23 protein-coding genes are annotated in these 22,188 nt (G+C 63.3%); 15 read left to right on the top strand and 8 right to left on the bottom strand.

Annotated features, from left to right (window positions below; genetic code table 11):
• Positions 1-14 precede the first annotated feature (14 nt).
• The 3 genes from BRSPCE3_RS30685 to BRSPCE3_RS30675 all read left to right on the top strand — a co-directional run bounded on the left by BRSPCE3_RS30685 (position 15) and on the right by BRSPCE3_RS30675 (position 4,011).
• Entirely contained in the window at positions 15-794 is a 780-nt protein-coding gene (locus tag BRSPCE3_RS30685; protein WP_244070075.1) for an enoyl-CoA hydratase/isomerase family protein, read from the top strand.
• A 1-nt stretch (position 795) separates the two neighbouring features.
• The gene (locus BRSPCE3_RS30680; RefSeq protein ID WP_244070074.1) at positions 796-2,667 is read left to right on the top strand and encodes a long-chain fatty acid--CoA ligase; all 1,872 of its coding nucleotides are present in this window, start codon (positions 796-798) and stop codon (positions 2,665-2,667) included.
• Positions 2,668-2,802: 135 nt separating this feature from the next.
• Positions 2,803-4,011, top strand: a complete 1,209-nt coding sequence (locus tag BRSPCE3_RS30675; RefSeq protein WP_244070073.1) for an ABC transporter substrate-binding protein — start codon at positions 2,803-2,805, stop codon at positions 4,009-4,011.
• A gap of 46 nt (positions 4,012-4,057) precedes the next feature.
• Here the strand turns inward: BRSPCE3_RS30675 and BRSPCE3_RS30670 are convergent, their stop codons facing one another.
• The 8 genes from BRSPCE3_RS30670 to BRSPCE3_RS30635 form a co-directional block, all read right to left on the bottom strand.
• The gene (locus BRSPCE3_RS30670) at positions 4,058-4,921 is read right to left on the bottom strand and encodes a helix-turn-helix domain-containing protein (RefSeq protein ID WP_244070072.1); all 864 of its coding nucleotides are present in this window, start codon (positions 4,919-4,921) and stop codon (positions 4,058-4,060) included.
• A gap of 359 nt (positions 4,922-5,280) precedes the next feature.
• A complete protein-coding gene (locus tag BRSPCE3_RS30665; protein WP_244070071.1) occupies positions 5,281-6,543 on the bottom strand; it encodes an epoxide hydrolase family protein in 1,263 nt (420 codons plus the stop codon).
• A gap of 73 nt (positions 6,544-6,616) precedes the next feature.
• Entirely contained in the window at positions 6,617-7,252 is a 636-nt protein-coding gene (locus BRSPCE3_RS30660) for a flavin reductase family protein (protein WP_244070070.1), read from the bottom strand.
• Between the two features lie 12 nt (positions 7,253-7,264).
• Positions 7,265-8,026 (bottom strand): enoyl-CoA hydratase/isomerase family protein, encoded by a 762-nt coding sequence (locus tag BRSPCE3_RS30655; protein ID WP_244070069.1) that lies wholly within the window; start codon positions 8,024-8,026, stop codon positions 7,265-7,267.
• Between the two features lie 2 nt (positions 8,027-8,028).
• The gene (locus BRSPCE3_RS30650) at positions 8,029-8,487 is read right to left on the bottom strand and encodes a thioesterase family protein (protein ID WP_244070068.1); all 459 of its coding nucleotides are present in this window, start codon (positions 8,485-8,487) and stop codon (positions 8,029-8,031) included.
• 11 nt (positions 8,488-8,498) lie between these two features.
• Positions 8,499-9,278, bottom strand: coding sequence for a citryl-CoA lyase (locus tag BRSPCE3_RS30645; protein ID WP_244070067.1), 780 nt, complete (start codon positions 9,276-9,278; stop codon positions 8,499-8,501).
• 10 nt (positions 9,279-9,288) lie between these two features.
• Positions 9,289-10,824: an AMP-binding protein gene (locus tag BRSPCE3_RS30640; protein WP_244070066.1), complete on the bottom strand. Its 1,536-nt coding sequence runs from the start codon at positions 10,822-10,824 to the stop codon at positions 9,289-9,291.
• 17 nt (positions 10,825-10,841) lie between these two features.
• Entirely contained in the window at positions 10,842-11,987 is a 1,146-nt protein-coding gene (locus BRSPCE3_RS30635; protein ID WP_244070065.1) for an acyl-CoA dehydrogenase family protein, read from the bottom strand.
• Between the two features lie 80 nt (positions 11,988-12,067).
• Here BRSPCE3_RS30635 and BRSPCE3_RS30630 point away from each other — a divergent pair, with 80 nt between their 5' ends.
• The 12 genes from BRSPCE3_RS30630 to BRSPCE3_RS30575 all read left to right on the top strand — a co-directional run bounded on the left by BRSPCE3_RS30630 (position 12,068) and on the right by BRSPCE3_RS30575 (position 22,181).
• Positions 12,068-13,108, top strand: a complete 1,041-nt coding sequence (locus BRSPCE3_RS30630) for a LacI family DNA-binding transcriptional regulator (protein WP_210185697.1) — start codon at positions 12,068-12,070, stop codon at positions 13,106-13,108.
• A gap of 79 nt (positions 13,109-13,187) precedes the next feature.
• Complete coding sequence (locus BRSPCE3_RS30625; RefSeq protein WP_244070064.1) at positions 13,188-14,315, top strand: ABC transporter substrate-binding protein; 1,128 nt, start codon at positions 13,188-13,190, stop codon at positions 14,313-14,315.
• A gap of 24 nt (positions 14,316-14,339) precedes the next feature.
• Positions 14,340-15,212: a branched-chain amino acid ABC transporter permease gene (locus tag BRSPCE3_RS30620; protein ID WP_244070063.1), complete on the top strand. Its 873-nt coding sequence runs from the start codon at positions 14,340-14,342 to the stop codon at positions 15,210-15,212.
• 12 nt (positions 15,213-15,224) lie between these two features.
• On the top strand, positions 15,225-16,103 hold the full coding sequence (locus BRSPCE3_RS30615; protein ID WP_244070062.1) for a branched-chain amino acid ABC transporter permease: 879 nt from the start codon (positions 15,225-15,227) through the stop codon (positions 16,101-16,103).
• A gap of 1 nt (position 16,104) precedes the next feature.
• A complete protein-coding gene (locus BRSPCE3_RS30610) occupies positions 16,105-16,878 on the top strand; it encodes an ABC transporter ATP-binding protein (RefSeq protein ID WP_244070061.1) in 774 nt (257 codons plus the stop codon).
• Positions 16,875-17,588: an ABC transporter ATP-binding protein gene (locus BRSPCE3_RS30605; RefSeq protein WP_244070060.1), complete on the top strand. Its 714-nt coding sequence runs from the start codon at positions 16,875-16,877 to the stop codon at positions 17,586-17,588. The genes BRSPCE3_RS30610 and BRSPCE3_RS30605 overlap by 4 nt, the downstream gene beginning before the upstream one ends.
• Positions 17,589-17,603: 15 nt before the next feature.
• Positions 17,604-18,044 (top strand): RidA family protein, encoded by a 441-nt coding sequence (locus BRSPCE3_RS30600; RefSeq protein ID WP_244070059.1) that lies wholly within the window; start codon positions 17,604-17,606, stop codon positions 18,042-18,044.
• The gene (locus BRSPCE3_RS30595; RefSeq protein WP_244070058.1) at positions 18,044-18,988 is read left to right on the top strand and encodes an ABC transporter substrate-binding protein; all 945 of its coding nucleotides are present in this window, start codon (positions 18,044-18,046) and stop codon (positions 18,986-18,988) included. The genes BRSPCE3_RS30600 and BRSPCE3_RS30595 overlap by 1 nt, the downstream gene beginning before the upstream one ends.
• A 22-nt stretch (positions 18,989-19,010) precedes the next feature.
• Positions 19,011-19,790, top strand: a complete 780-nt coding sequence (locus BRSPCE3_RS30590) for an ABC transporter ATP-binding protein (protein WP_244070057.1) — start codon at positions 19,011-19,013, stop codon at positions 19,788-19,790.
• Between the two features lie 7 nt (positions 19,791-19,797).
• Complete coding sequence (locus BRSPCE3_RS30585) at positions 19,798-20,559, top strand: ABC transporter permease (protein ID WP_244070056.1); 762 nt, start codon at positions 19,798-19,800, stop codon at positions 20,557-20,559.
• A complete protein-coding gene (locus BRSPCE3_RS30580) occupies positions 20,556-21,374 on the top strand; it encodes an ABC transporter permease (protein ID WP_244070055.1) in 819 nt (272 codons plus the stop codon). The genes BRSPCE3_RS30585 and BRSPCE3_RS30580 overlap by 4 nt, the downstream gene beginning before the upstream one ends.
• Positions 21,375-21,386: 12 nt before the next feature.
• A complete protein-coding gene (locus tag BRSPCE3_RS30575) occupies positions 21,387-22,181 on the top strand; it encodes an enoyl-CoA hydratase/isomerase family protein (RefSeq protein WP_244070054.1) in 795 nt (264 codons plus the stop codon).
• Positions 22,182-22,188: the final 7 nt, after the last annotated feature.

Below are 22,188 nucleotides of genomic sequence, written 5' to 3'. Positions count from 1 at the left end.
GGACGGAGAAACCGATGTTACAGCACAGCTACAAGTATCTGATCGTCGAGAAGCGCTCCAGCGGCGTTGCCGTAGTCACGATGAACCGGCCGGAGATCCTGAACGCCATCAATTGGGACATGCACGAGGAGCTGGAGCGGATTTTCGTCGAACTCGATCACGACAAGGACGTTCGCGCGATCGTGCTGACCGGCGCGGGCCGTGGCTTCTGCTCCGGCGGCGATCAGAAGTCGCTCGACAAGGGCCCGCTGCCGTCGCCGACCAGGAGCGGGCGGCATTTGGTGCGCAATATGCTCGAGGTCGAGGTGCCGATCGTGGCGGCGGTCAACGGCGTTGCCGTCGGCCTCGGGGCGACGCTTGCGCTGTTCTGCGACGTCATCTTCGCAAATCCGACGGCGCGATTTGCCGATACGCATGTGACGGCCGGCGTGGTTGCGGGTGACGGCGGCGCGGTGATCTGGCCGCTGCTGATGGGGCCGGTGCGCGCGAAGCACTACCTGATGACGGGGGAGTTCATCTCCGCCGAGAAGGCCGCCGCCATGGGCATGATCAACGAGGTCGTCTCGAACAGGGACGTCAAGGACGCCGCGATCGAGTACGCCGAGATGCTTGCAAGCGGCCCTCGCGAGTCGATCATCTGGACGAAGTACAGCGTCAACAAGATCATCAAGCAGTACGCGCATCTGGTGCTTGACACTTCGGCCGCGCTGGAGATGCTGACCTTCGCGCTGCCCGAGCGCCGCGAGGCTGTCGCCGCCTTCGCTGAAAAGCGAAAGCGCTTCGCGGAGCGCTGAGATGGACGTCGAATCCATCACGTCGGGGGCTCAACTCGTCGACGTGACCATTCCGCAGCTTCTGAGCGCGCGAAGGGCGGAGCGGCCCGAGGCGGTCGCCTACAAGCAGAAGCGTCGCGGCGAATGGATCGCCGTGACCTGGCGGCAGTATTCGGATCAGGTGGCCAATCTGGCGGCCGCCCTGCAGAAGTCCGGGTTCGCGCACGGTGACCGTGCAGCCATCATGGGCGATGTGTCCCAGGAGTGGCTGCTCGCCGACATGGCGACGATCTGCGCCGGCGGTGTCATGGTCGGCGTGTACTTCACCTCGTCGCCGGAGGAGGTCGGCTACTATCTCAGCGATTCCAGCGCCTCCTTCGTCTTTGTCGGCAGTGAGCTTCAGCTCGGCATCGTCCTGGCGTCGGGCCAGGCCGAGAAGGCGCGGAAGATCATCGTGCTCGATCCGGAATGGAACGGGGCCGATGTGGCGGCAAACGTCGTCTCGCTCCGGACCTTTTGCGAAGGGATTTCGGTCGACGCCGATGGATTCCTTCGCAAGCAGGCCGGGCAAGCCACGGCGAGCGACCTGGTCAGCATCGGATACACATCCGGTACCACCGGCTTTCCCAAGGGCGCGATGCTGACTCATCTGTCGTTGCTCGCCGGTGCGCACAGCGTGACGACGTTCACCCCGCGGATGCGGTCCGACACGCACCGCGTCGTGGTGCATCTGCCGATGTCGCATACGGTCGCGCGCGCGCAGGCAACGACCTTGCCGTTGCTGGTCCGGATGGTGCCGCATTTCGGCGAGACCAGCATGGAATTCGCCCAGACCATCAAGGACGTGAAGCCGACATATTTCACCGCGCCGCCCCGCTTCTATCAGCGGTTTGCAACCCAGATCCTCAGCAAGGTCCATTCCGCATCGGCGAAGCAGAAGCAGGCCTATCAGTTTGCAATGACGATCGCGCGCAAGGCGCTCGACGACCGCCAGGCCGGCGGCACGCCGGATCCCTTGATATCGGCCCTCTTTGCGGTGTGCCAGGACCAGATCTTCCGTCCGCTGCTTGCCGAGGTTGGATTCGAGGAACTCGCGATCACCTACACATCCTCGGCTGCGATGCCATCCGAGCTGATGTCTTTGTGGCAACTATGGGGCCTGCAGCTGAAGGAATGTTACGGCCAGACGGAGCTGGTCGGCGCCAATCTTGTCCAGATGGCGGAATGGCCGGAAGCCGGCACCGTTGGCGTGCCCGTGCATGATGCGGCTTGGGAGACGGCGGTTCTCGAAGACGGGGAGATGATTGTCCGGGGGCCGGGGCTCTTCATTGGCTACTGGAACAAGCCGGAGGAAACCAAGTCGGCGCTGCGCGAAGGCTGGCTTTACACCGGAGACATCGTGGATATCGGCCCGACAGGCTTGTTCAAGCTGGTCGATCGGAAAAAGGAGATCATCAACACGTCCAACGGAAAATCCATCAGCCCGACGCAGATCGAGAATGAAGTCCGGCACAGTCCGTTCATTTCCGAGGCCGCGGTGATCGGAGAAGGAAAGAAATATCTCACCGCGTTGATCGAAGTTGACGCGGTCGCGACGATGGAGTGGGCGCGATCGCGCGACCTTCAGATCGCGCAATACGGGGATCTGGCGAATTCCGAGATAGTTGTTCGGATGATCGAAGCCGAGATCGGCAAGGCAAACAGCAGATTGGCCAGGGCCGAGCAGATCAAGGCCTTCCGGATATTGCCGGAGGAACTCTCTCCCGAGAATGGCGTGATGACTCCGACCAGAAAGAAGCGCCGTAAGCAGATCATCGAGAGATATCGGTCATTGGTCGATTCGCTTTATGACGACAGTGAAGACGATCTGGTCAAGGCCGAGGTGAAGGAGTGATTTGAACGGCGCATCTGCCGCGAGAGTCGCGCGCCGCGTGCGTCGCCAGTCATCGGGATGTTCAATTGGATCGTCTCAAGATTAATGCAGCTGACTGAGGGGGAACGTCACATGATGAGTCGCAATGAAACTGGTTTGACGCGCCGTGCACTGCTCGGCAGCAGCGTTGGCGCCGCCGCCGGGCTGCTATCGTGGCCGGCGAAGGCAAACACTCCCGGCAAGGTACGAGTCGGCGCGATCAATCCGAGCAGCGGCGTCCTGGCATTTCCCGGCCAGGCCTGCGTGCGCGGGATCGACGCCGGTGCGAAGTTCGCCAAGGAGAAGTTCGGAGTAGACATGGAGATCATCCATGCCGATACACAGAGCAGGCCGGAGAACGGGCGAATTGCCGCCGAGAACCTGATCCGGCAAGGCTGCACGGTGCTCATCGGGGCCTGGGACTCCGGCGCCACCATTTCGGCGCTGCAGGCCGCGGAAGCCGCGAAAGTCCCGATGGTGGTGCATATCGCGAGCGCGACCCAGGTGACGTCGCAGGGCTTCACCCAGGTCTTTCGCTACTATCCGACCTCGCTGACGGTCGTCAGGAAGTCGCTGATCGAATTGAAGTCGCTGTTGTCGTCGCTCCAGGATGTGCCGACGAGTGCGGCCATCATGCATCTCAACAACACGATGGGGCAATCGACCGCGGCCAGCATCGATCAGGCCTGGAAGGAGGTCGATGTCCCTCTGAAGATTGCCCAGTACATCCCGTACGACGAGAAGGCGAGGGATCTCTCGGTCGAGGTGGCAAAGGCGAAAGCCTCGGGCGCCGATGCGCTGGTATCGGTGACGCGCGTCAACGATGCCATCATGATCATCCGGGAATGCGTCAAGCAAGGATGGAACCCCAAACTGATCTTCTCGCCGAACTCCAATGGCGTGCAGGACAAGGCCTACTACGACGCATTGGGCAAATACGGTGACGGTGCGATACTGTCGACGCTGTGGTACAACCCGAAGGCTCCCGACGCCGCAGCGATCCTCAAGCAGTTTGCGTCCGACTATCCAAACGACTGGCTTGACGCAAATTCGGGATGCGCGTTCGAAGCCGTGCAGATCGTTGCGGATGCCGTGAACCGCGCCGGCTCTTCCGAATCGGTTGCCATCCATGCCGCGCTCAAGGCAACCGATATGACGCCGATCCTGATGTCCAGCGGCAGGATCAAGTTCGATGCCAGCGGTCAGAACATGGGAGGCAACGTGACTCTGCTGCAGGGGCAGAACGGTAGGCCGCGCGTTGTGGCGCCGCAAGTCGTGGCCGAGGCCACCCTTCAGTACCCGCTGGTGCCGTTCAATTCGAGATAGAGCATCGCCGGCCGCGGCTTCAGGAGACGAAGCCGCAACTTGCTGCCTATTCGACCGGCTCGCGACTGACGAAGCCCGACCGCTCGGCAAGGAAACGGCGAGGGCTCTTGCCCATCGTCTTCCTGAACATGGTGATGAAGGCACTCGGCGTTTCATAGCCGAGATCGAGCGAGACCGCCTGGACCGAAGATCCGGCCGACAGCCGCTGCAGCGCGACCAGGATGTGCAGGCGCTGTCGCCAGCGCCCGAATGTCATTCCGGTCTCCTTCAAGACCAGGCGGGCGAATGTGCGCTCGCTCATGGCATATCGGGCGGCCAGTTCGTCGACCGTGCTCCGATCGGCCGGATCATTGAGCAAAGATGTGGCCAGATGCTGCAACCGGCTATCGGCGGAGATCGGCAGGTACATCTGTTCGGTCGACATCTGCACCAGTTCGTCGAGCAGGACGCGCCCCAGTCGGCTTGTCGGCCCATCGATCGGATACAGCGGTGGGAATACCGACAATCGATGGATCAGCTCGCGGACCAGCGACGATATCGTGAAAGTGCAGCAAGTGGTCGGAAGCGCACTCGCCTGCGGATCGATGAAGACGACGTAGACCGTTTTCGCCTCTGACATGCAGTTGCTGTGCAGGACACCGGCGGGTATCCATACGGCTCCCTGCGGTGGAACGATCCATAGTCCTCCCGGTGCGCGGCACATGACCGATCCATGAGAGGCCACCACCAACTGGCCCTTCTTGTGCGAATGGAGCGGCAGCTCCTCGTTCCCCTGACCTGTCTCGATGGACATGGCGACAATAGGCCGGTCGAACTGGTCCGGATCGATCGGATCGTAGTTGATCCGGACGTCCGGCACATTCATTCGGGCAAAGCCCGGATCCGTTTCAAAGGCGGGCGACGTGCGCATCGAATTCGCTCGTGGAAGCCGCAGTTTCAATCTATTGGGCGGCGATGACGCCGACCGAGGATTCCTGCAAAGGATAGCTCTTTGACAGCTAATCGTCACGGGAAAGTAGGACGAGGGAGAAGATGCCGCGGCAGGGGACTCGATAAATTCTGCGCGCTTGGACCCGCGCGCGGTAGGCTGCCTCGGCCAGTGCTATCGAAGCCGTCGAACTGTCACCCGAACGTTGATCTTGCGCTGGAGGGGCGCTGACTGAGACCGTGAAGGGTATTCGCACATCAGCACGGGCCCAGCCGGCGGGGAGCCGAGCAGATGGTCCGCGCAGCGGGTCGGCTTCGAAGGTGGTTTTGTCGATCCGCGGCTCAGCCTCGGAACGTTGTGAAGGCCCGCCACATTTCCCGCGAGAAAATCTCGGGCTGCTCGAACGCGGCAAAGTGTCCTCCCTTGTCAACCTCGTTCCAATAGAACAGCTTGGACCAAGCAGCTTCCGCCCAGGAGCGCGGAGCAAGGAAGGTTTCGCCCGGAAAGATGGTCGCTCCCATCGGGAGATCGATCGGGTCGGACGACGCACGCGAGTTCGAGAAGAAGCTATTCTCCCGGATCGTGCTTCCGACGCCCTCCCAGTAGAGACGCGCGCTCGATGTACCGGTGCCAGTGAACCAGTACAGGGAGATGTCGTCGAGCATCTGATCTCGGGTCAGGGCGTCCTCGGGGAGGCCTCGATTGTCCGTCCATTCCCAGAATTTCTCGTACATCCACATCGCAAGCGCCAGCGGCGAATCGTTCAGCGCATAGCCGATTGTCTGCGGCCGCGTATTCATCTGGTCGGCGTAGCCGGCCATTTGGTTGAGATAGTGCTCGATGTTGTCCAGCGCCTGCTGTTCTTCCTTGGTAGGCCGCACCGGTGCCGACTTCGGCACGACCAGCGGCAGGTTGACATGGGCGGCAAGTAGACCCGGCGGGCGCTGGCTGGCCATGGCGTGGGTGATCGCCGAGCCCCAGTCTCCTCCCTGCGCGACCCAGCGCTGGTATCCGAGCCGCTCGTGCATCAGCACCGCCCAGGTTCGCGCGATGCGTCCCGGATTCCAACCCGGCTCGGTGGGTTTGTCGGAGAAGCCGTAGCCGGGGATCGACGGCACGACCACGTGGAACGCATCCTCGGCGCGTCCGCCGAATTGTGTCGGGTCGGTCAGGCGGTCGATGACGTCGAGAAACTCCACCACCGAGCCCGGCCATCCATGGGTGAGGACGATGGGAAGGGCCTGCGGATGCGGCGAGTAGGCATGAATGAAATGGATGCCGATGCCGTCGATGCGCGTGCGGAACTGCGGAAAGCGATTGAGGCGCGTCTCGAACTTTCGCCAGTCGTAGTCATGCAGCCAGTAATCGATGAGCGACTTTGCGGCAGCCAGCGGCACACCTTGCGACCAGTCGCGCACGGTCTCGCGATCGGGCCACCTGATGAGGCTGAGCCGCAACCGCAGATCGTCGATGGCGCCTTGCGGAATGTGGACCTCGAAGGGAGCGAGGCTGTCAGGCGCGGGCGGCAGCACCAGCGCCGGGCGTGCGTCTGGGCCGGCGACGGGAAACGATCGCGCATCGGACAAGGGAGCGGAGGTAGGCATATCAAACTCCGGATGATCGCGCCGGATAGACAACCGGGCGGGCTGATGGTGAGAGCAAATCCTGTGGCGGCCGCTAGTCTGGCCGGACCATCTCGAACATGGTGTCAGCGGTCATCTCGAAATAGTCGCCGCGGCGGCCGGCGCGCGCGATCGGGCGCGCGAGCTCAGTGAGATAGACGCCGTCCCTGATGAAGGCCTTGTCGATGTGGACAGCGACGACTTCGCCGAGCGTCAGCCAGGCCTTGGCCGGCTCGCCCGTCGTCCCCTTGAGCTGGATGATGTCGGTGACCCTGCACTCGAACGACACGGGGCTTTCCGCCACGCGCGGCACGCTGACGAACCTGCTAGGCGCTTGCGTCAGTCCGGCAATCGCGAACTCGTCGATCTCACGGCCGACATGCACGGCCGTCGCGTTCATCCGCCGTGCCAGGTTCATGGTTGCGAGATTCCAGCAGAACTCGCCGGTATCCTGGACGTTCGCGACGGTGTCCTTCCAGCCGGTCGAGGAGAAGCCAACGAGCGCCGGGGTGTAGCAAAAGGCGTTGAAGAAGCTGTACGGCGCGAGGTTGACGTTGCCCTTTGCGTCATGCGAGGAAATCCAGCCAATCGGCCGCGGCGCCACGATGGCGTTGAACGGGTCGTGCTTCAGCCCGTGTCCCTTCGACGGCTCGTAGAAGTGGATGTCCTGCGACGCAGCACGGGTTGCCATGGACTCCACGGTTCACATGTCCTGCCAGAATTGATCGTAGCTGGGCTTGCGCCGCTCATCGAAGGATCGCAGTCCCTCGCGCCACTCGGCCCGCGGAACGTCTTCGGGCGAAGACAGCACGCGCGCCCAATCCGTCTCGCCGTGATGGGCGAGGTTACGTTTTGCGGCAGCGATGGCGCCGGGTGGCGCCGACTGCACGATGCCGAGCGCGAGATCGATCGCGCTTGAAAGCACGTCGGCGGTCGGGACCGCGCGATTGGCCAATCCCCAGTCGACGGCCTGAGCCGCACTCAACCGGCGGCGCGTCAGTATCAGTTCGGCTGCACGCCTCGTGCCCACCACGCGGTGGAGGCGCGCCAGCGCGGTGTTGGGGATGACGCCGTGGCCCAATTCCGGCAGAGCGAAATAGCTCTCCGTTCCCGTCACGACGAGATCACAGCAGAGCGTCAGCTCGAATCCGCCGCCGAGAGCGCCGCCTTGTACCGCTGCGATGGTCGGACGCGTTTCCTCGGCCAAGGCGCGAAACAGAAGGGCAGGGTCTGTCGGATCGGGAGTTCCGCTCATCCATCCGGCCTTCAGATCGTCGATGTTGGCGCCGGCGCAGAACACAGGGCCATTCGCAGCGATCACGATGGCTCGCGCCTTCTCGGCGCGAGACCGCTCAATCAGCTTGAACAGCATCGCGACCGAAGCCCTGGAGAGGGCATTGCGTCGCTGCGGCTCGTTCAGGGTGAGAACGGCGATATCGCCGCTACGGCTGTAAAGCACGGGCATGGTCAAGTCCCCGCTGAACTGGAGGGATCGCCCAGCAGGTGCCGCCGGATCTCGTCCGGAACGGCATGCGGCTTACCCGCCTGAAGCAGCACGCACGACGCCGTAGCGGAGGCCACGCATGTCCCGTCTCGGAAGACGCCTTGCAGGACCTCGAAAGACGAGCGGCCGATATGGGTGACCATCGAACCGATGTTGACCTCACCGGGATAGAAAACCTCGGTATGGAATTCGATGCTCAGCCGTCCGACCACGACGTTGAGCCCGTCCATGAGGCGGCTGATCGCGGGAGCCGCGAACAGTTCCATGCGGCCGCTTTCCAGGAAGCTTGCGATTGCTGCGTTGTTGACGTGCCGGAATTGATCCGTGTCTGCGTTGCGCAGCTTTTCCAGACTCCAGAACCGGAACTGTTCCGGCGCGAGCGGTGGCGTTGAAGGGGGGCGCGAAACCGGAACCTGGTTCATCAGACGCTCCCTCACTCGCGCGGGCGGGAGTGTTCAGTGGCCTCGTGCTCGATCCGGTAGTAGATCTCCTCGGCCATCGGCTGACGCATTTCCTCGATGATGTGCCCGACGAGCCCGACTGCGCGGGCTGCCACGGCGAGGCCGCGGCACATCTTCCAGGGCAGCTTGAACTCCGAGGCGATGGCTGCCATCGCGCCGGTGACGTTGAGGGGAAGCGGTCGGCCGTATTGCCGGCTTGCCTCTGCGCCGATGTTCTCCATCAACTTGACGTAGCGGCCCGCAAAGCCGGTTTCGCGCGCGACCTTGAACAGGGCGGGTGTGCGCGGATCGATCGGCTTGTGGAAGGGGTGGCCGACGCCCGGGATGATCTCGCGCCGGCTTCTGTGAGCGTTGACAATGTCCGCCGCCAGCTGCTTCAGATCGACGGGCGCCTGCGGGTCGGGCAAGGCCTCCTGGAGCATCTTCGCTGCGTTGTCGAGCGAGCCAACGAAAACGGAGCCGAGCCCCAACAATCCTGCGGCGACCGAAGCCTGGACTGCCTCCGGCGCCCCGCAATAGGTCATGCGCGTGGCGAGGGAGGAGGGTGTGATTCCATGCTCGACCAGGATCACCATCATGGCATTGAACATGCGCGCTTCGTTCGCGTCTGGAAGACGGGCGAAGATCTCAAGGAAGGCCATCTGCCCAAAATCGACAACACCGACGATCTCGGAGCAGAGATCGAGCCCGTGGACCTTGATTTGTGTGGGGGTCGCCCAGGCGATGTCGGATTTGATCTCGTGGCGTTTCATGTCAACCTCGTCAGGTGATGGGAGCAGAGCTGAGAAGCTGGGAGGCGTGCTCCCTCAGCGCCGCCTTGCGGATCTTGGTGCCGTTCGGGCCGTCGATGACCGGAAACGCGTCGACCTGAACGATGCGACGCGGGACCTTGTAATTGGCGATGCCTTCGCGGCAGTAGGCGAGCAACTCGGTCTCGCCGAGTTGGCGGTCGGCGCGAATAAAGGCGACCGCAACGTCGCCTTCGCCCTCGAGGCGAACGCCGACGACCTGTGCAGCGGACACGTCCGGATGCCGGCAGAGAAAGGTCTCGATCTCGCTGGGATCGACCAGATAGCCGCGCAGGCGGAGGCCGTCGCCGATGCGCGACAGGAAAACGAAAGCGTCCTCGTCGGCATAGGCGAAATCGCCGGTTCGGTACCAGCCGTCGGAGGTGAACGACCGCGCGGTTGCGGCCTCGTTATTCAGATAGAAGGGCATCACGTTGTAGCCGCGGATCTGCAACTCGCCGGTCGCGCCGGATGCCACCGGCGTCGCCGTGTCAGGCTCGACGATGCGAAAAGCCATCTCGTCGGACAGCAAACGGCCGCCAGGTAGCGACCTCGCCTCGATCGATTCGGAGGGCGAGCGCACGGCCATCAGGGCAAAACCTTCGGACGAGCCGTAGACGCTAACGAGGCGCAACCCCCATTTGGCTTCGGCGGTCCTCATCACGCGGTCGGTCAGGCCTGCAAAATCGGCAAAGCCTCCGGCGCGCAGCGTCGAGATCTTCGCCGCGGGCACGTTGAAGACGGCATCCAGCAGCCCGTCGGAGCCGAACACATGGGTTGCCGCATGCCGCTCGATCGCCGACGCGGCTTCGGCGGCCTTGAAGACCGGAAGCAAGACGCAGGCGCCGCCGCCCGCCAACGTCGCAATGGCCTGGACAAATCCCAGCACGCCATAGAGCGGCAATGCGCACAGCGTCTTGTCGCCGGAATGGATGTCGAATGCGGAAGCGACGGCGTGCGCGTGGGTGCGGCAGCTATGCTGGTCGTGAACGGCGAGCTTCGGCGCACCAGTGGTTCCGGAGGTGCTGAACGTGCACAGCAGATCCTGTGGCCGGCCCGCAGCTTCCACGCGACCGTCGGCGCCAGCATGGAATCGGGTCGGGTCTGCGATCTCAATGACGTGTGCGAGCGTGAGTACTTCGCTCTGAAAGTCGCGCACAATCTGCGCAAAGGCCACTTCGAGGAAGTTGGTCGCTGCCACAACGGCTTTCGCGCGGGACAACGCGATGACATGGAGTGCTTCGGCGCGCCGGTATCGCGTGCTGATTGGAACGACGAGAATCCCCTGATGCGCGGCGGCAAACAGGAATTGCAGCCAGGTCGGGCCATCCGGAAGCCAGAGCGCGATCACGTCGCCACGCGTCAGGCCGAGGCCGCTTAGAAAGGCAGCCGCACGGTTCGACGCCTCGGCCAGATCCCGGCGGGTTGCGACATAGTCACCAAGATAGATCGCCGGCGCTTCGACATTGTCATCGAGCAGCCCGAAAAACGGCCTTGGCGCGCCACTCATTCGTCATCCCCTACGTGTCAGTTGGAAAGAGCCTGGCGAGCGATTTGAATTCGCTGCATCTCGGACGTGCCCTCGCCCAGCCGGAACGCGCGGGCGTCCCGATAGAAGCGCTCGATGGGGAGCTCGCACATGTAGCCCATGCCCCCGAAGATCTGGAGGCAGCGATCGACCACACGGCATCCCATCTCGCTGGCATACAGCTTGGCTCTGGACACAGCGATCCGTGAGGACGGATCTTCCTGGTCGCACAGCGCGGCGGCGCGATAGATCAGCGCCCGTGTTGCTTCGATCTCGACGTCATTGTCCGCGATCATGAACTGGATGGCTTGATGGCCCGCAAGTTGCGAACCGAAGGCTCGACGCTCTTTCGCGTAGGCGACGGACATGTCATGCGCGCGCTGCGCCAATCCCAACGAACGGCAGGCAGAGAGGATTCTGTCGTGGTTGATCGAGGCCATCATGACCAGGAAGCCGTCGCCGGGACGGCCGAGAACGTCCGCATCCGGAACGAAACAGTCCTCGAGCGAGAAGCCGTTCAGGTGATAGCCGCGCCACCCCATTTTCCTGTAGCGCGTCATGCCGGCGAGCCCGGGATTGGTGCGCTTGACGATGAAGGTGGTCAGGCGCCCCTTGAGGGAGGCGGAGGGATCGCTGACCGCCAGCACGATCACATAGTCGCAGGTCTCGACGTTGGAGATGAACTGCTTTGCGCCCTCGAGGCGCCAGCCGCCTTCGACCTTTACTGCCTTGGTCCGGATCGCGCCCAAATCCGACCCGGCATCCGGTTCGGTGAGGGCGTATGTCATCGTCACGCGGCCGGACACGAGATCGGGAAGAATGCGGCCGCGCTGCTCTTCATTCAGGTGGATCAGCGAGAGCGGCAGGAATCCGACGACCTCGGAGAGTGGAACGGAGGTGTGGGTGACCTCTTCCAGGATTCCGACCTGTGCTGCGACCGGAAGGCCGTAACCGCCAAGTTCGGCCGGAAGATTGAAGCCGTAGATCCCGAGCCCCGCGGCCTCGCTGCGCAACTTGGCCAGCAAGTCTGGCGAGACGTTGTCGTCGGTCTCGATCTGCTGTTCGAGCGGCTCCAAGCGGTCGCGGACGAATCCCCGCACCGTCTGGCGGAGCATCGTCATCTCATGCGAAGCAAGGTCGATCATGGAAATCTCCGAAAACGATTTCGTAAGTAACCTAGACGGCGGCGAACTCCTGTGTCAAGTGTTGGCGGCAAGAGGCTGGAATGAAACAGCGGATCAACATCGTAGAGCTCGCCCGGCATTTGGGGCTGGCCGTGTCGACGGTCTCCAAGGCCATCAATGACCGCGGCGACGTGAGCGACGCAACGAAGCGGCGCGTGCTGGAAGCGGCGGAAAAGTTTGGCTTTTCGCCGGATCCGGCGGGGCGGCGGCTGCGCACGCAAACATCAGAGACGATCGGCTTCGTGCTGTCGCCGCCGCAGACCCATTTCGCGCATCCGTTCTTCCTGGATCTGCTCATGGGGATCGACCAGAATCTCAGTCAGACCCCGTTTCAGCTCATTATTGTCTCGGCTCGAACGCTGGAGACGGAGCTCGATAGTTTCCGCCGCCTGGTCGAGCGGCAGAGGGTCGATGGCGTGATGTTCGGCCGCACGCGTCGCGACGACCCCCGGATCCGTTATCTCCAGGAGCGTAACGTGCCGTTTGTCGCGCTGGGCCGCAGCGAGACCGGCAAGCCGTTCCCCTTCGTGGATATCGACCGAACGGTCGCCGGTCGTAACGGAACGGCGCGTTTCATAGGGTTTGGGCATCGCCGGATCGGGCTATTGAGTACGCCGGGATACCTCATGATCAGCCATCTGCTGCAGGAGGGCTATCGCGCAGCCTTGAAGGCCGCGAAGTTGCCGTTCGATGCTGAACTCGTGGTCGAGACCGGCACCAGCGAGGAGGGCGGGCTGAACGGCGCCCGCCAGCTCCTCGCGCTGAGCGATCCTCCGACGGCGATCATGTGCGGTCACGACCTGATTGCCACCGGCGCAATGCAGGCGATCACGGAGACGGGGAGGCGCCCGGGCGTCGATATCCCAGTGATCGGATGTGACAACCACCCGCTCGGGCCCTATTTGAACCCGCCCCTGACCACGTTCTCCGCGCCGACCTTCGAGGCCGGGCGCCGTATGGTCGATCTGCTTCTGGCCCTTATGGACGGCCGATCAGCCAAGGAATTGCAGGAAATCTGGTCGCCCGAGCTGATTCTGCGCTCGTCTCACGGCAGCCAAATGGTCGCAGCCGGCGAAATCTGAAAGCCGGCATCTGCCGCTTGACAAGCCAGGTTGCCGCGAACTAGTTTACGAAATCGTTTTCGTAAATCGGGAGTTTGCGATGTGGCCTCTGCGGAAAGTCGCGGTTCTTGCATTTTCGATGCTGGTTGCGCTCGCCGGGCGGGCCTCAGCCGAGGATCTTCGCATCGGGGCGATCTTCCCCCTGAGCGGCGCAAATGCCGATTACGGCGATCTCTACATGGGGGCGACCGAGCTTGCGGTCTCCCATCTCAACGACACGAAAGCCCTCGGCGGAAAGCTGTCGATCGCCTACGAGGACAGCCAGGCGCTCCCGCAGCAGGGCGTGATCGCCATGAACAAGCTCGTGAACGTCGAGAAGGTCAGCTACGTGCTCTCGGCTTTCACCGGCGTGTCCAAGGCGATCTCGACCACAGCGACGCGGAGCCGCACGGTTGCGGTCAATGGCGGCGGAGTCGGGCCCGACCTTGCCGAGCTTGGCGAGTATTTCTGGAACGTCATCCCGCTCGCCGATTTCGAGGTGCGGGCAATGGCGCCCTACCTGGTGCAGAAGCGGGGATTGAAGCGGTTCGTCCTCGTCTATGTCGACGACCCGCTTGGCCAATCGATCAAGCGCGAGCTCGAATCCAGCCTGCCTTCGCTCGGCGCAACATTGGCCGAGGCGCTTTCGGTGCCGTCGAATGCCCAGCAGTTCAGTGGGGTGGCGGCCCGGGTGCGCGATGCCAAGCCCGACGTCGTCTACATCGCCTCGTTCGGCGCGCAGCAATCGCAGATCATCAAGCAATTGCGTGACAACGGCGTCACGCAACAGCTCGCCAGCTACTCGGGTTTTGCGATTCCCGCAATCGCCAGCCTTCCCGAAGCCAAGGGAGCGCTCTTCACCACGCAGCGCATCGACTGGAATTCAGACGATCCGGTGACCAGGCGCTTCACGCGGGAGTACCAGGCCAGGACCCGCCGGGCGCCGACCGCCTACGCCGCGAACTACTACAATGCTGTGCTGCTGTACGGGGCCCTGGCCTCGGCCTTGCAGAAGGCGGGCTTGCCGATCACGGGCGAAAATCTCCTGACGAAGCGACGCGAGATCGGCGCGTTCGATCTGGTCGGCGGGCGTGTCACCTTCGAGAAGGACGGCACGATCCGATCGGCGATGCAGATCAACGAAGTGGCCGGCGAACCGGCCGTCCTCGAGACTGTTGTGGCTCACTAACTTCTGGCGCCTGTGCGAGGAACCATGCTGCTTATTCAGCTCATCATCAACGGAATCCAGGTCGGGGCGCTCTACGGCCTGACCGCGGTCGGTTTCTCGCTGATCTTCGGGGCCACGAAGATCTTCCACTTCGCTCACGGCGCGAGCTTCGCGATCAGCGCTTACGTATTCTACTATCTCTATGCGGTCCTCCTGGTCTGGTGGCCGATCGCGATTCTTGCGGCCTGCATCGTGGTCGTGTTGTTCGGAGTTGCCCTGGACCGCTATGTCTATGGCCCGATCCAGAGCACCGATGGATCGTTCTTCACGATCTTCGTCGGCTCCTTTGGCGTCGCCGTCGTCATTCAGAACCTGATCGGGACCGTCTTCGGGCGCGGCTTCATCTCGGTGCCTTCGGTACTGAGCAGAAGCGTCGAGCTCTTGCCTGGGCTCTACGTGGCTCCGACGGCGGGCATCGCCGTCGTCACCGCGGTGGTGTGTTTTGTGGCGCTCCAGCTCTTTCTCGGCAGAACCAACATCGGGATCGCGCTTCGGGCTCTATCCGAGAGCCCCGCACTGGTGCGGACGTTTGGGTTGAATCCGAAGGCGGTTTCGACATGCGCGTTCGCGCTCGGCTCGTTGCTCGTGGTTCCCGCCGCGGTGCTCACCAGCATGACCTCGGGGCTGAATGCGGCAATCGGCGGCCGCGTCATGCTGATCAGCGTCGCTGCGACCATCGTCGGCGGCGTCGGCAGCCTGCGCGGCGCAGCCTGCGCGGGGCTGTTGCTGGGCGTTGCTGAAAATCTGGCGTTGTGGCGCTTCGATCCGCAATGGAGCGAGGCGGTCACCTTCCTCATTCTGTTTGCGTTCATCGTGCTGCGTCCGTCGGGCTTCTTCGGCCGCGTCGTGACCAGCTGAAGGATCTGTATCGTGATCGCTTATCTCGTGAACCTTGCAACGCTGGTTTGCATCAACGCCGTTCTGGCGGTCACCCTGAATTTCATCATGGGATATGCCGGCATCTTCTCGTTGGCCCATGCGGTGTTCTTCGGTATCGGTGCGTATGTCGCGGCATTCATTGCCCTGCGGTGGACGGATTCGTTGCTGCTTCAACTGCCGGCCGCGATGCTTATCGCCGGCGTGATCTCGGCTGCCCTTGCCTTGCCTGCCTTGAGGGTGCGGGGCGACTACTTCGTGGCGGCCTCACTCGGTTTTCAGGTCTTGGCTGCGACGGTGTTCTCGGAATGGAAGTCGGTCACCGGCGGCATCGGCGGGCTCGTCGGCATCCCGCCGGCAAGTATCGCAGGGCACGCGTTCACCGATCCCCTCCAGTTCCTCGGCCTCGCCGGCGTGACATTGGCCCTGGTGGTCGTGCTCACGACGGCGATCGTCCATTCGAGCTTCGGCCGCAGCCTCAAAGCCATCAGAGACAGCGAGTCGGCTGCGTTGGCATTCGGAAAGAATGTCGCGCTGATCAAGACGCTCTCGGTGTTCTACTCGACCGCGATCTGTGCCGTGGCAGGCGTTCTATACGCCGACTATCTCAGCTTCATCAATGTCGAGAGCTTTACCATCGATGCCTCGACGCTCTTCATGGCCATGGTGATCGTCGGTGGCATCGGAACAGTATGGGGGCCGATCGTCGGTGCGGTCCTTCTCACGCTGCTGCCGGCCGCCTTGACCTATCTGCCATTCCTCCCGCGCACCGAAATCGGGTCCGTGCAGCAGATGATCTACGGCCTGGCGATGGTCATGCTGATGATTTTCAAGCCGGACGGCCTCATGGGCGCAAAGCAGAGGGAGGCCTGATATGCTGCAAGTGTCGAAAGCTCAGGTCCCCCCAGCGACGCTTCTCGAGATCGCCAATCTCACCAAGAGTTTCGACGGCGCGAAAGCCGTCGAGGATGTCTCGCTGCATCTGCGCGAAGGGATCATCACCACGCTGGTCGGGCCCAACGGGGCGGGCAAGACGACGCTCTTCAATCTGATCACGGGACATCTGCGGCCGACTTCGGGCGATATCCGCTGGCGGGGCGAATCGATCGTCGGTACCGCGCCGTGGAAGATCGCTCGTCTCGGGGTTGCCCGGACCTTCCAGGATCTGCGTCTGTTCTCCCACATGACGGTGTTCGAGAACGTGCTCACGGTGATGGAGAAGAGCGCCTGGTTCTGGCAGGCCGAGGCCGGCAGCGGCGCGGAGCGTCGTCAGCGTGTGCACGAGATCCTCGAGATCACCGGCTTGCAGCACAAGGTCGGCGTGCGCGCGGACGATCTTGCCTATGCGGAGCGCAAGTTCCTGAGCATGGCGCGGATCATGGCCACCAGGGCCAAGATGTGGCTTCTCGACGAGCCGGCGTCGGGGCTCGATCCCAGGTCCTACGAGCGTTTCGTGACGCTGCTGCGCAGTGAGGTCCGGCGGGGCATCACGATCTGCATCATCGAGCACAACCTCGAGATCGTCGTCAGCATCTCCGACCGGATCAGTTTCCTTGACCAGGGGCGGCTTCTCGCCGACGGCGAGCCCGAGGAGATCCTCGGGAATCCGGAGCTATCATCCATCTATTTCGGCGAACGCAACTCATGACCGATGCTTTCATCAGCGTTGACAATATCCGCGTCGGCTACGGCGGCCGCGTCGTTCTCGACAATGTCAGCCTCGAGATTCGCAGGAATGAGGTGCTTTGCCTTGTCGGTCACAATGGCGCTGGCAAGTCGACCTTGCTTAACGCGCTGTTCGGCGTGGTCGCCCGGCAGGGCGGCGAGATATCGGTCGATGGCCAGCGCCTGCACCAGCCCGAACCAAAAAAGATGGCCGCCTTCGGGGTTGGCCTCGTGCCCGAAGGTCGCGGCATTTTTCCGGGCCTGACGGTCGATGAAATCTTCCGCCTCGCGATGTGGGCAACCGACGTGCCGCAGCGCGAACAGCCCGAGCGGATCGAGTGGGTGATGTCGATCCTGCCCCGCATCAAGACGTTCTACGCGCGCCGCGCGGGCACGCTGTCGGGCGGACAGCAGCAGATGGTCAGCATCGCGCGCGCCCTGCTGAGCCGTCCCCGCTGCCTCCTGATGGACGAGCCGTCGATCGGTCTGGCGCCGAAGCTGTTCCAGGATCTGCTCCAGCCGATCCGGCAGCTTCAGCAGCAGCTCGGGCTTTCGATCCTGCTGGTGGAGCAGAACGTGAAGGAAGCGTTCAAGATATCCGATCGCGTGCTGGTGATGCGCTCCGGCGCGATCATCCACGAAACTTCGCCCGACGCATTGGCGGACAACAAGGTCCTCATGCAGTTCTACTGAACTGAAGGCAGCATCATGCAACAACCTATCCTCTTCGCGAACAGCGCCCGGTTGCGCCCACCTGCCGGTCATTATTCCCACACCTGCACTGCCGCAGGCCTCGTGTTCGTGTCCGGACAGCTTCCGGTCGACGTGAATGGCAAGCCCATGAGCGACCAGCCGTTCGAACGGCAAGCCGAACAAGTGCTCGCCAATGTCGATGCCTGCCTGGAAGCCGCGGGGGTCGATCGAAGCCGGCTCCTCCAGGTGCGCATCTACGTCACCGACATGAATTTCTGGCCGACTTTCAACCAGATTTACGCCCATTGGATCGGCGACGTCCGGCCGGCGAGGGTGGTGGCCGGCGTGGCATCCCTGCATTTCGGATTGCTGCTCGAAATCGAAGCCATTGCACTTGCTCCGGCCCGAACGGGCCGTCGTTCACCAAAAACATCGCACAACGTGGAGGAAGCGTGATGCCCACGAGGCGCTCGACCATTCTCGGCCTGCTTGGCATGGCCGCGACACTCCCGGTATCGGGGGCCATCGCACAAGCCGGCACGGCGCCCGTCAAGATCCGCGTCGCTTCGGTGATCTCGTCGGCCTGGCTTCCGCTCTGGGTCGCGAAGGACAAGAGCCTCTTTCTGGAAAAGGGGCTCGACGTCGAAGTCATGACGGTCCAGAACCTCTCCACGACGATCGGTGCGCTCGGCCGCCAGCTGGACATTTCGGGTGCCACTGCGATCGATATCGTGAAGGCGGCGGCCGGCGGTCTCGATGTCGTGGGCGTGTGCGGCAATACGCTCGAGACCGCCGCCAACCGGCAGATGCGTCTCATCGCCGGCAAACAATCCGGCATCACCTCGATCGGCCAGCTGACCGGCAAGACAATCGGCACGCCGTCGATCAACGGCGTCGTCCACGTCGCAACCCTGCTTGCGCTCAAGCGCGGCGGGGTGGATCCGAAAAGCGTGCGCTTCATCGAGATGATGTTCCCCAACATGGTGGACCAGCTCAAGGCGCAACGCGTCGATGCGGTGGAAGAGGTCGAGCCGTTTGTCAGCGCGCTCATCAAGGCGGGCCACGTCGACCTCGGCGATCCGATGCTTCGGGTCGGCGATCCCGTTACGCTCACCAGTTGGATGGCGAACGGAACCTGGGCACGGGCCAATCCCGACGCGGTCGCGCGCTATGTCGCCGCTCTCGACGAGGCGAGAGCCTATATCGCGGCTCACGAGGTCGAAGCGCGCGAGATCCTCGCCAAATGGACCCGGCTGCCGAAGGACGTGATCGAGAGCATCGTGCTGCCGACCTACAGCACAACTTTAACGGCAACGCATATCTCGGCGTGGATCGAGGCGATGCGGGAGACCGGGCAACTCTCCGCTGAGTTGAACGCATCCAACCTCGTGCTGAAGTAACCCGGGACGACTGGCGGTGACCATGACAACCCAATCTGCTTTTCAGTGCGAGCGCCTCTGCATCGATCTGCCTGGCGCGCCGGGCGTTCGCCGCATCATCGAGGATCTCGATCTCGAGGTCGGACGAGGCGAGTTCGTCTCGATCCTTGGCGGCTCGGGCACCGGAAAGACCACCCTGCTCCGGACGCTGGCGGGGCTGACACCGTACAGCTCCGGCCGCGCCGTCTATGAAGGACACGAGGTCCGATCCCCGGCGCCCGGCATGGCCATGGTGTTCCAGGACTACGGGCACGCCCTGTTGATGTGGCGAACCGTGCGGAGAAACGTCGCGCTCGGCGTAGAAGGGCGACTGCGCGCCGCTGAGCTCGATAACAAGGTTCAGAACGCCATCCGCATGGTCGGCCTCGAGCGGTTCAAGGATGAATACCCGTGGCGGCTGTCGGGCGGCATGCAGCAGCGGGTGCAAATCGCCCGGGCGCTTGCCATGGAACCGAGCGCGCTGTTGATGGACGAGCCGTTCGGCGCGCTGGACGCGATGACGAAGGCCTCGCTCCAGGACCAGCTTCTGGCGGTCCAGGCCGAAACCGGCGCGACCGTGCTGTTCGTGACCCATGATATCGAGGAGGCGATCTATCTCAGCGATACGATCATTCTCCTGAAAGGCAGTCCGGCCCACATCGCGCGGCGCATCCGCGTCGACCTGCCGCGGCCGCGCGACCAGATCGTGACCAAGGAGCTTCCCGAATATCTACAGCTGCGTCATCAGCTCTACGAGGCGTTTCGCCATGAGATCCATGCTTAGACGCTCAATGGGCGTGCTCAACCCGTCTGCGCTCGCGACCGCCCTGGTTCTTCTCGTCGCGTGGGAAGCCGGCGTCAGGGCTGCCGCGACCCGGTTCGAATTCCTGCCGGCGCCGACGGAGATCGGCCAGGCGCTCTATGGCGCGATCCGATCCGGCCAGATCATTGCCGATTCCGTGCATACCGTCGCCTGCGCGCTGGCCGGATGGGCGATCGCGAGCGTGCTTGGCGCGGCCATCGGGCTCGCGCTCGCGTTCTTGCCGATCGTCCATCGCTTCTTCGGCGCGTCGCTCGAGTTGCTCCGGCCCTTGCCGGCCGTGGCGTTCGTTCCGGTTGCGGTTCTGTTGTTCGGTTTCACCGTCACCACGGAAATCACCGTGATCGTCTTCGCGAGCGTGTGGCCGGTCATCGTCAATACCGTCGCCGGTGCGAAGGCCATCCACCCGAGGCTCCTCGATACGGCCGCGACGCTGCATCTGTCGCGAACACAACGGCTCGGCAAGGTCATCCTTCCTGCGGTATTGCCATCGACCATGGTCGGCGCGCGTGTCGCGCTCGGGCTCGCACTCGTCGTCGCAGTTATCGCGGAGATGGTCGGCAATCCGGCCGGGCTTGGCTGGGGGCTGGTGACGGCGCAGGAGGCACTCCAGCCGGGCCTGATGTTTGGCTATCTGGTTGCGACCGGTGCGCTCGGCGTTCTCCTCAACGCGTGCCTGCGACTGTCCTTCGCGCGGCTGTTTCCCGGCATCCGGGAGCTCCAGCAATCATGATCGCAACCGACGCGCCCGCGCTAGCCGTTGTCGGTGGCAGAGGACGCCGACGGGTTCTCCATGCGGCCGCCAACGCATGGTCGGCGTTGCAAGGACTGCTGCCGCTGATCGCCTTGCTGTTGCTCTGGCAGGCGCTCGGCGATCCGCATTCGCCGTATTTTCCGTCTCCGTCGACGTGGGCGACCGCCCTTCGCGATCGGACGAGCGCGGGAGATCTTGTTCCTGCGGTGCTGGCGACGTTCCAGTCGGTCGCCGTGGCCCTTGTTCTTGCCACGGTATTGGGCGTCGGCATCGGCGGGTTGATCGGTGCCTCGCCGGCTCTGGCGCGCTGTCTCGGGCCGACGCTGGAGTTCCTGCGCACGTTGCCGCCGCCCACCATCGTGCCGGTGGCGGCCTTGATCATCGGCGTCGACGAAAAAATGAAGCTGTTCGTGATCGTATTTGCGGCGCTCTGGCCGGTTCTGCTCAACACGACCTCAGGTGTGCGGTCGCTGCATCCGACGTTGCTCGAAGCTGCGCGATCCCTCCATCTTGGTGTGGTCGCGCGGGTGACCAAGATTTTCCTGCCGGCGTTGCTGCCGTCGATCCTGACGGGCGTACGCGTCGCCGCGCCGCTGGCGATCATCGTATCGCTGCTCGCGGAGATGCTGACGCTGATGCCGGGGCTCGGTGCTCTGCTCCTGATGGCTCAGCGCAATTTCAACGCGGCCGAGGTCTTCGGCCTGCTGTCGGTCGTCGGCGCGTTCGGCTTCATCATCAACGCGGCGCTCGCCGCCTTCGAATCCTGGGCCTTGATGCCTCAGGGGCGGTCATAAGGGAAACGGATCATGTCCATCGACTTTGAACGAAAGGGCGCTGTTGCCCTCGTCACGATCAATCGGCCCGACGCCATGAATGCTCTCGACGTCGAGCACGATCGTGCGCTCGCCGAGGTCTGGAAGGAGTTCGAGGCCGACGCGAATTTGCTGGTTGCTGTCCTGACCGGCGCAGGCGGCCGTGCCTTCTGTTCTGGCGGCGATCTGAAAACGTATATGCCGTGGCGCCGCGAGCAAGCCTTGCACGGCGCGAACAGCACCATCAGTTTCGGCGGCATGACTCTCGCGGGCGAGATCACCAAGCCGGTTATTGCCGCGATCCAGGGCCATTGCATCGCTGGCGGGCTGGAACTGGCGATGGCGTGCGACATTCGCGTCTGCACGCCGGACTCGCGGTTTGGCCTGGCGGAGGTGCGATGGGGTGTGTTGCCGGGCGGCGGCGGCACCCAGCGGCTGCCGCGGCTCGTCCCCATGGGCTGCGCCCTCGAGATGATCCTGACCGGGGAGCCGATCGATGCGCAGCGCGCCGAGCGGATCGGTCTCGTGAACCGCGTGGTCGCTGCCGATGCGCTACTCGATAGCGCCTTTGCGGTCGCGAAGCGCATTGCGGCGAACGGGCCGCTTGCAGTCAAGGCCGCGAAGCGAGCCGTCCAGCACGGATTGGACGGCTCGCTGGAGGAAGGGCTGGTTCTGGAAGGTGCGCTGCAAAAGCAATTGCTTCAAACGGCTGATGCGGAAGAGGGGCTTCGTGCCTTCGCCGAACGGCGGCCTCCCGCCTTTGCCACCGCCACGCTAGCCGAAAAGTAAGGGTCAC

Source organism: Bradyrhizobium sp. Ce-3 (genome assembly GCF_022835695.1).
GTDB lineage: Bacteria > Pseudomonadota > Alphaproteobacteria > Rhizobiales > Xanthobacteraceae > Bradyrhizobium.
Note: the sequence above shows the minus strand (reverse complement) of the source record. Positions and strands in the feature narration are given on the sequence as shown.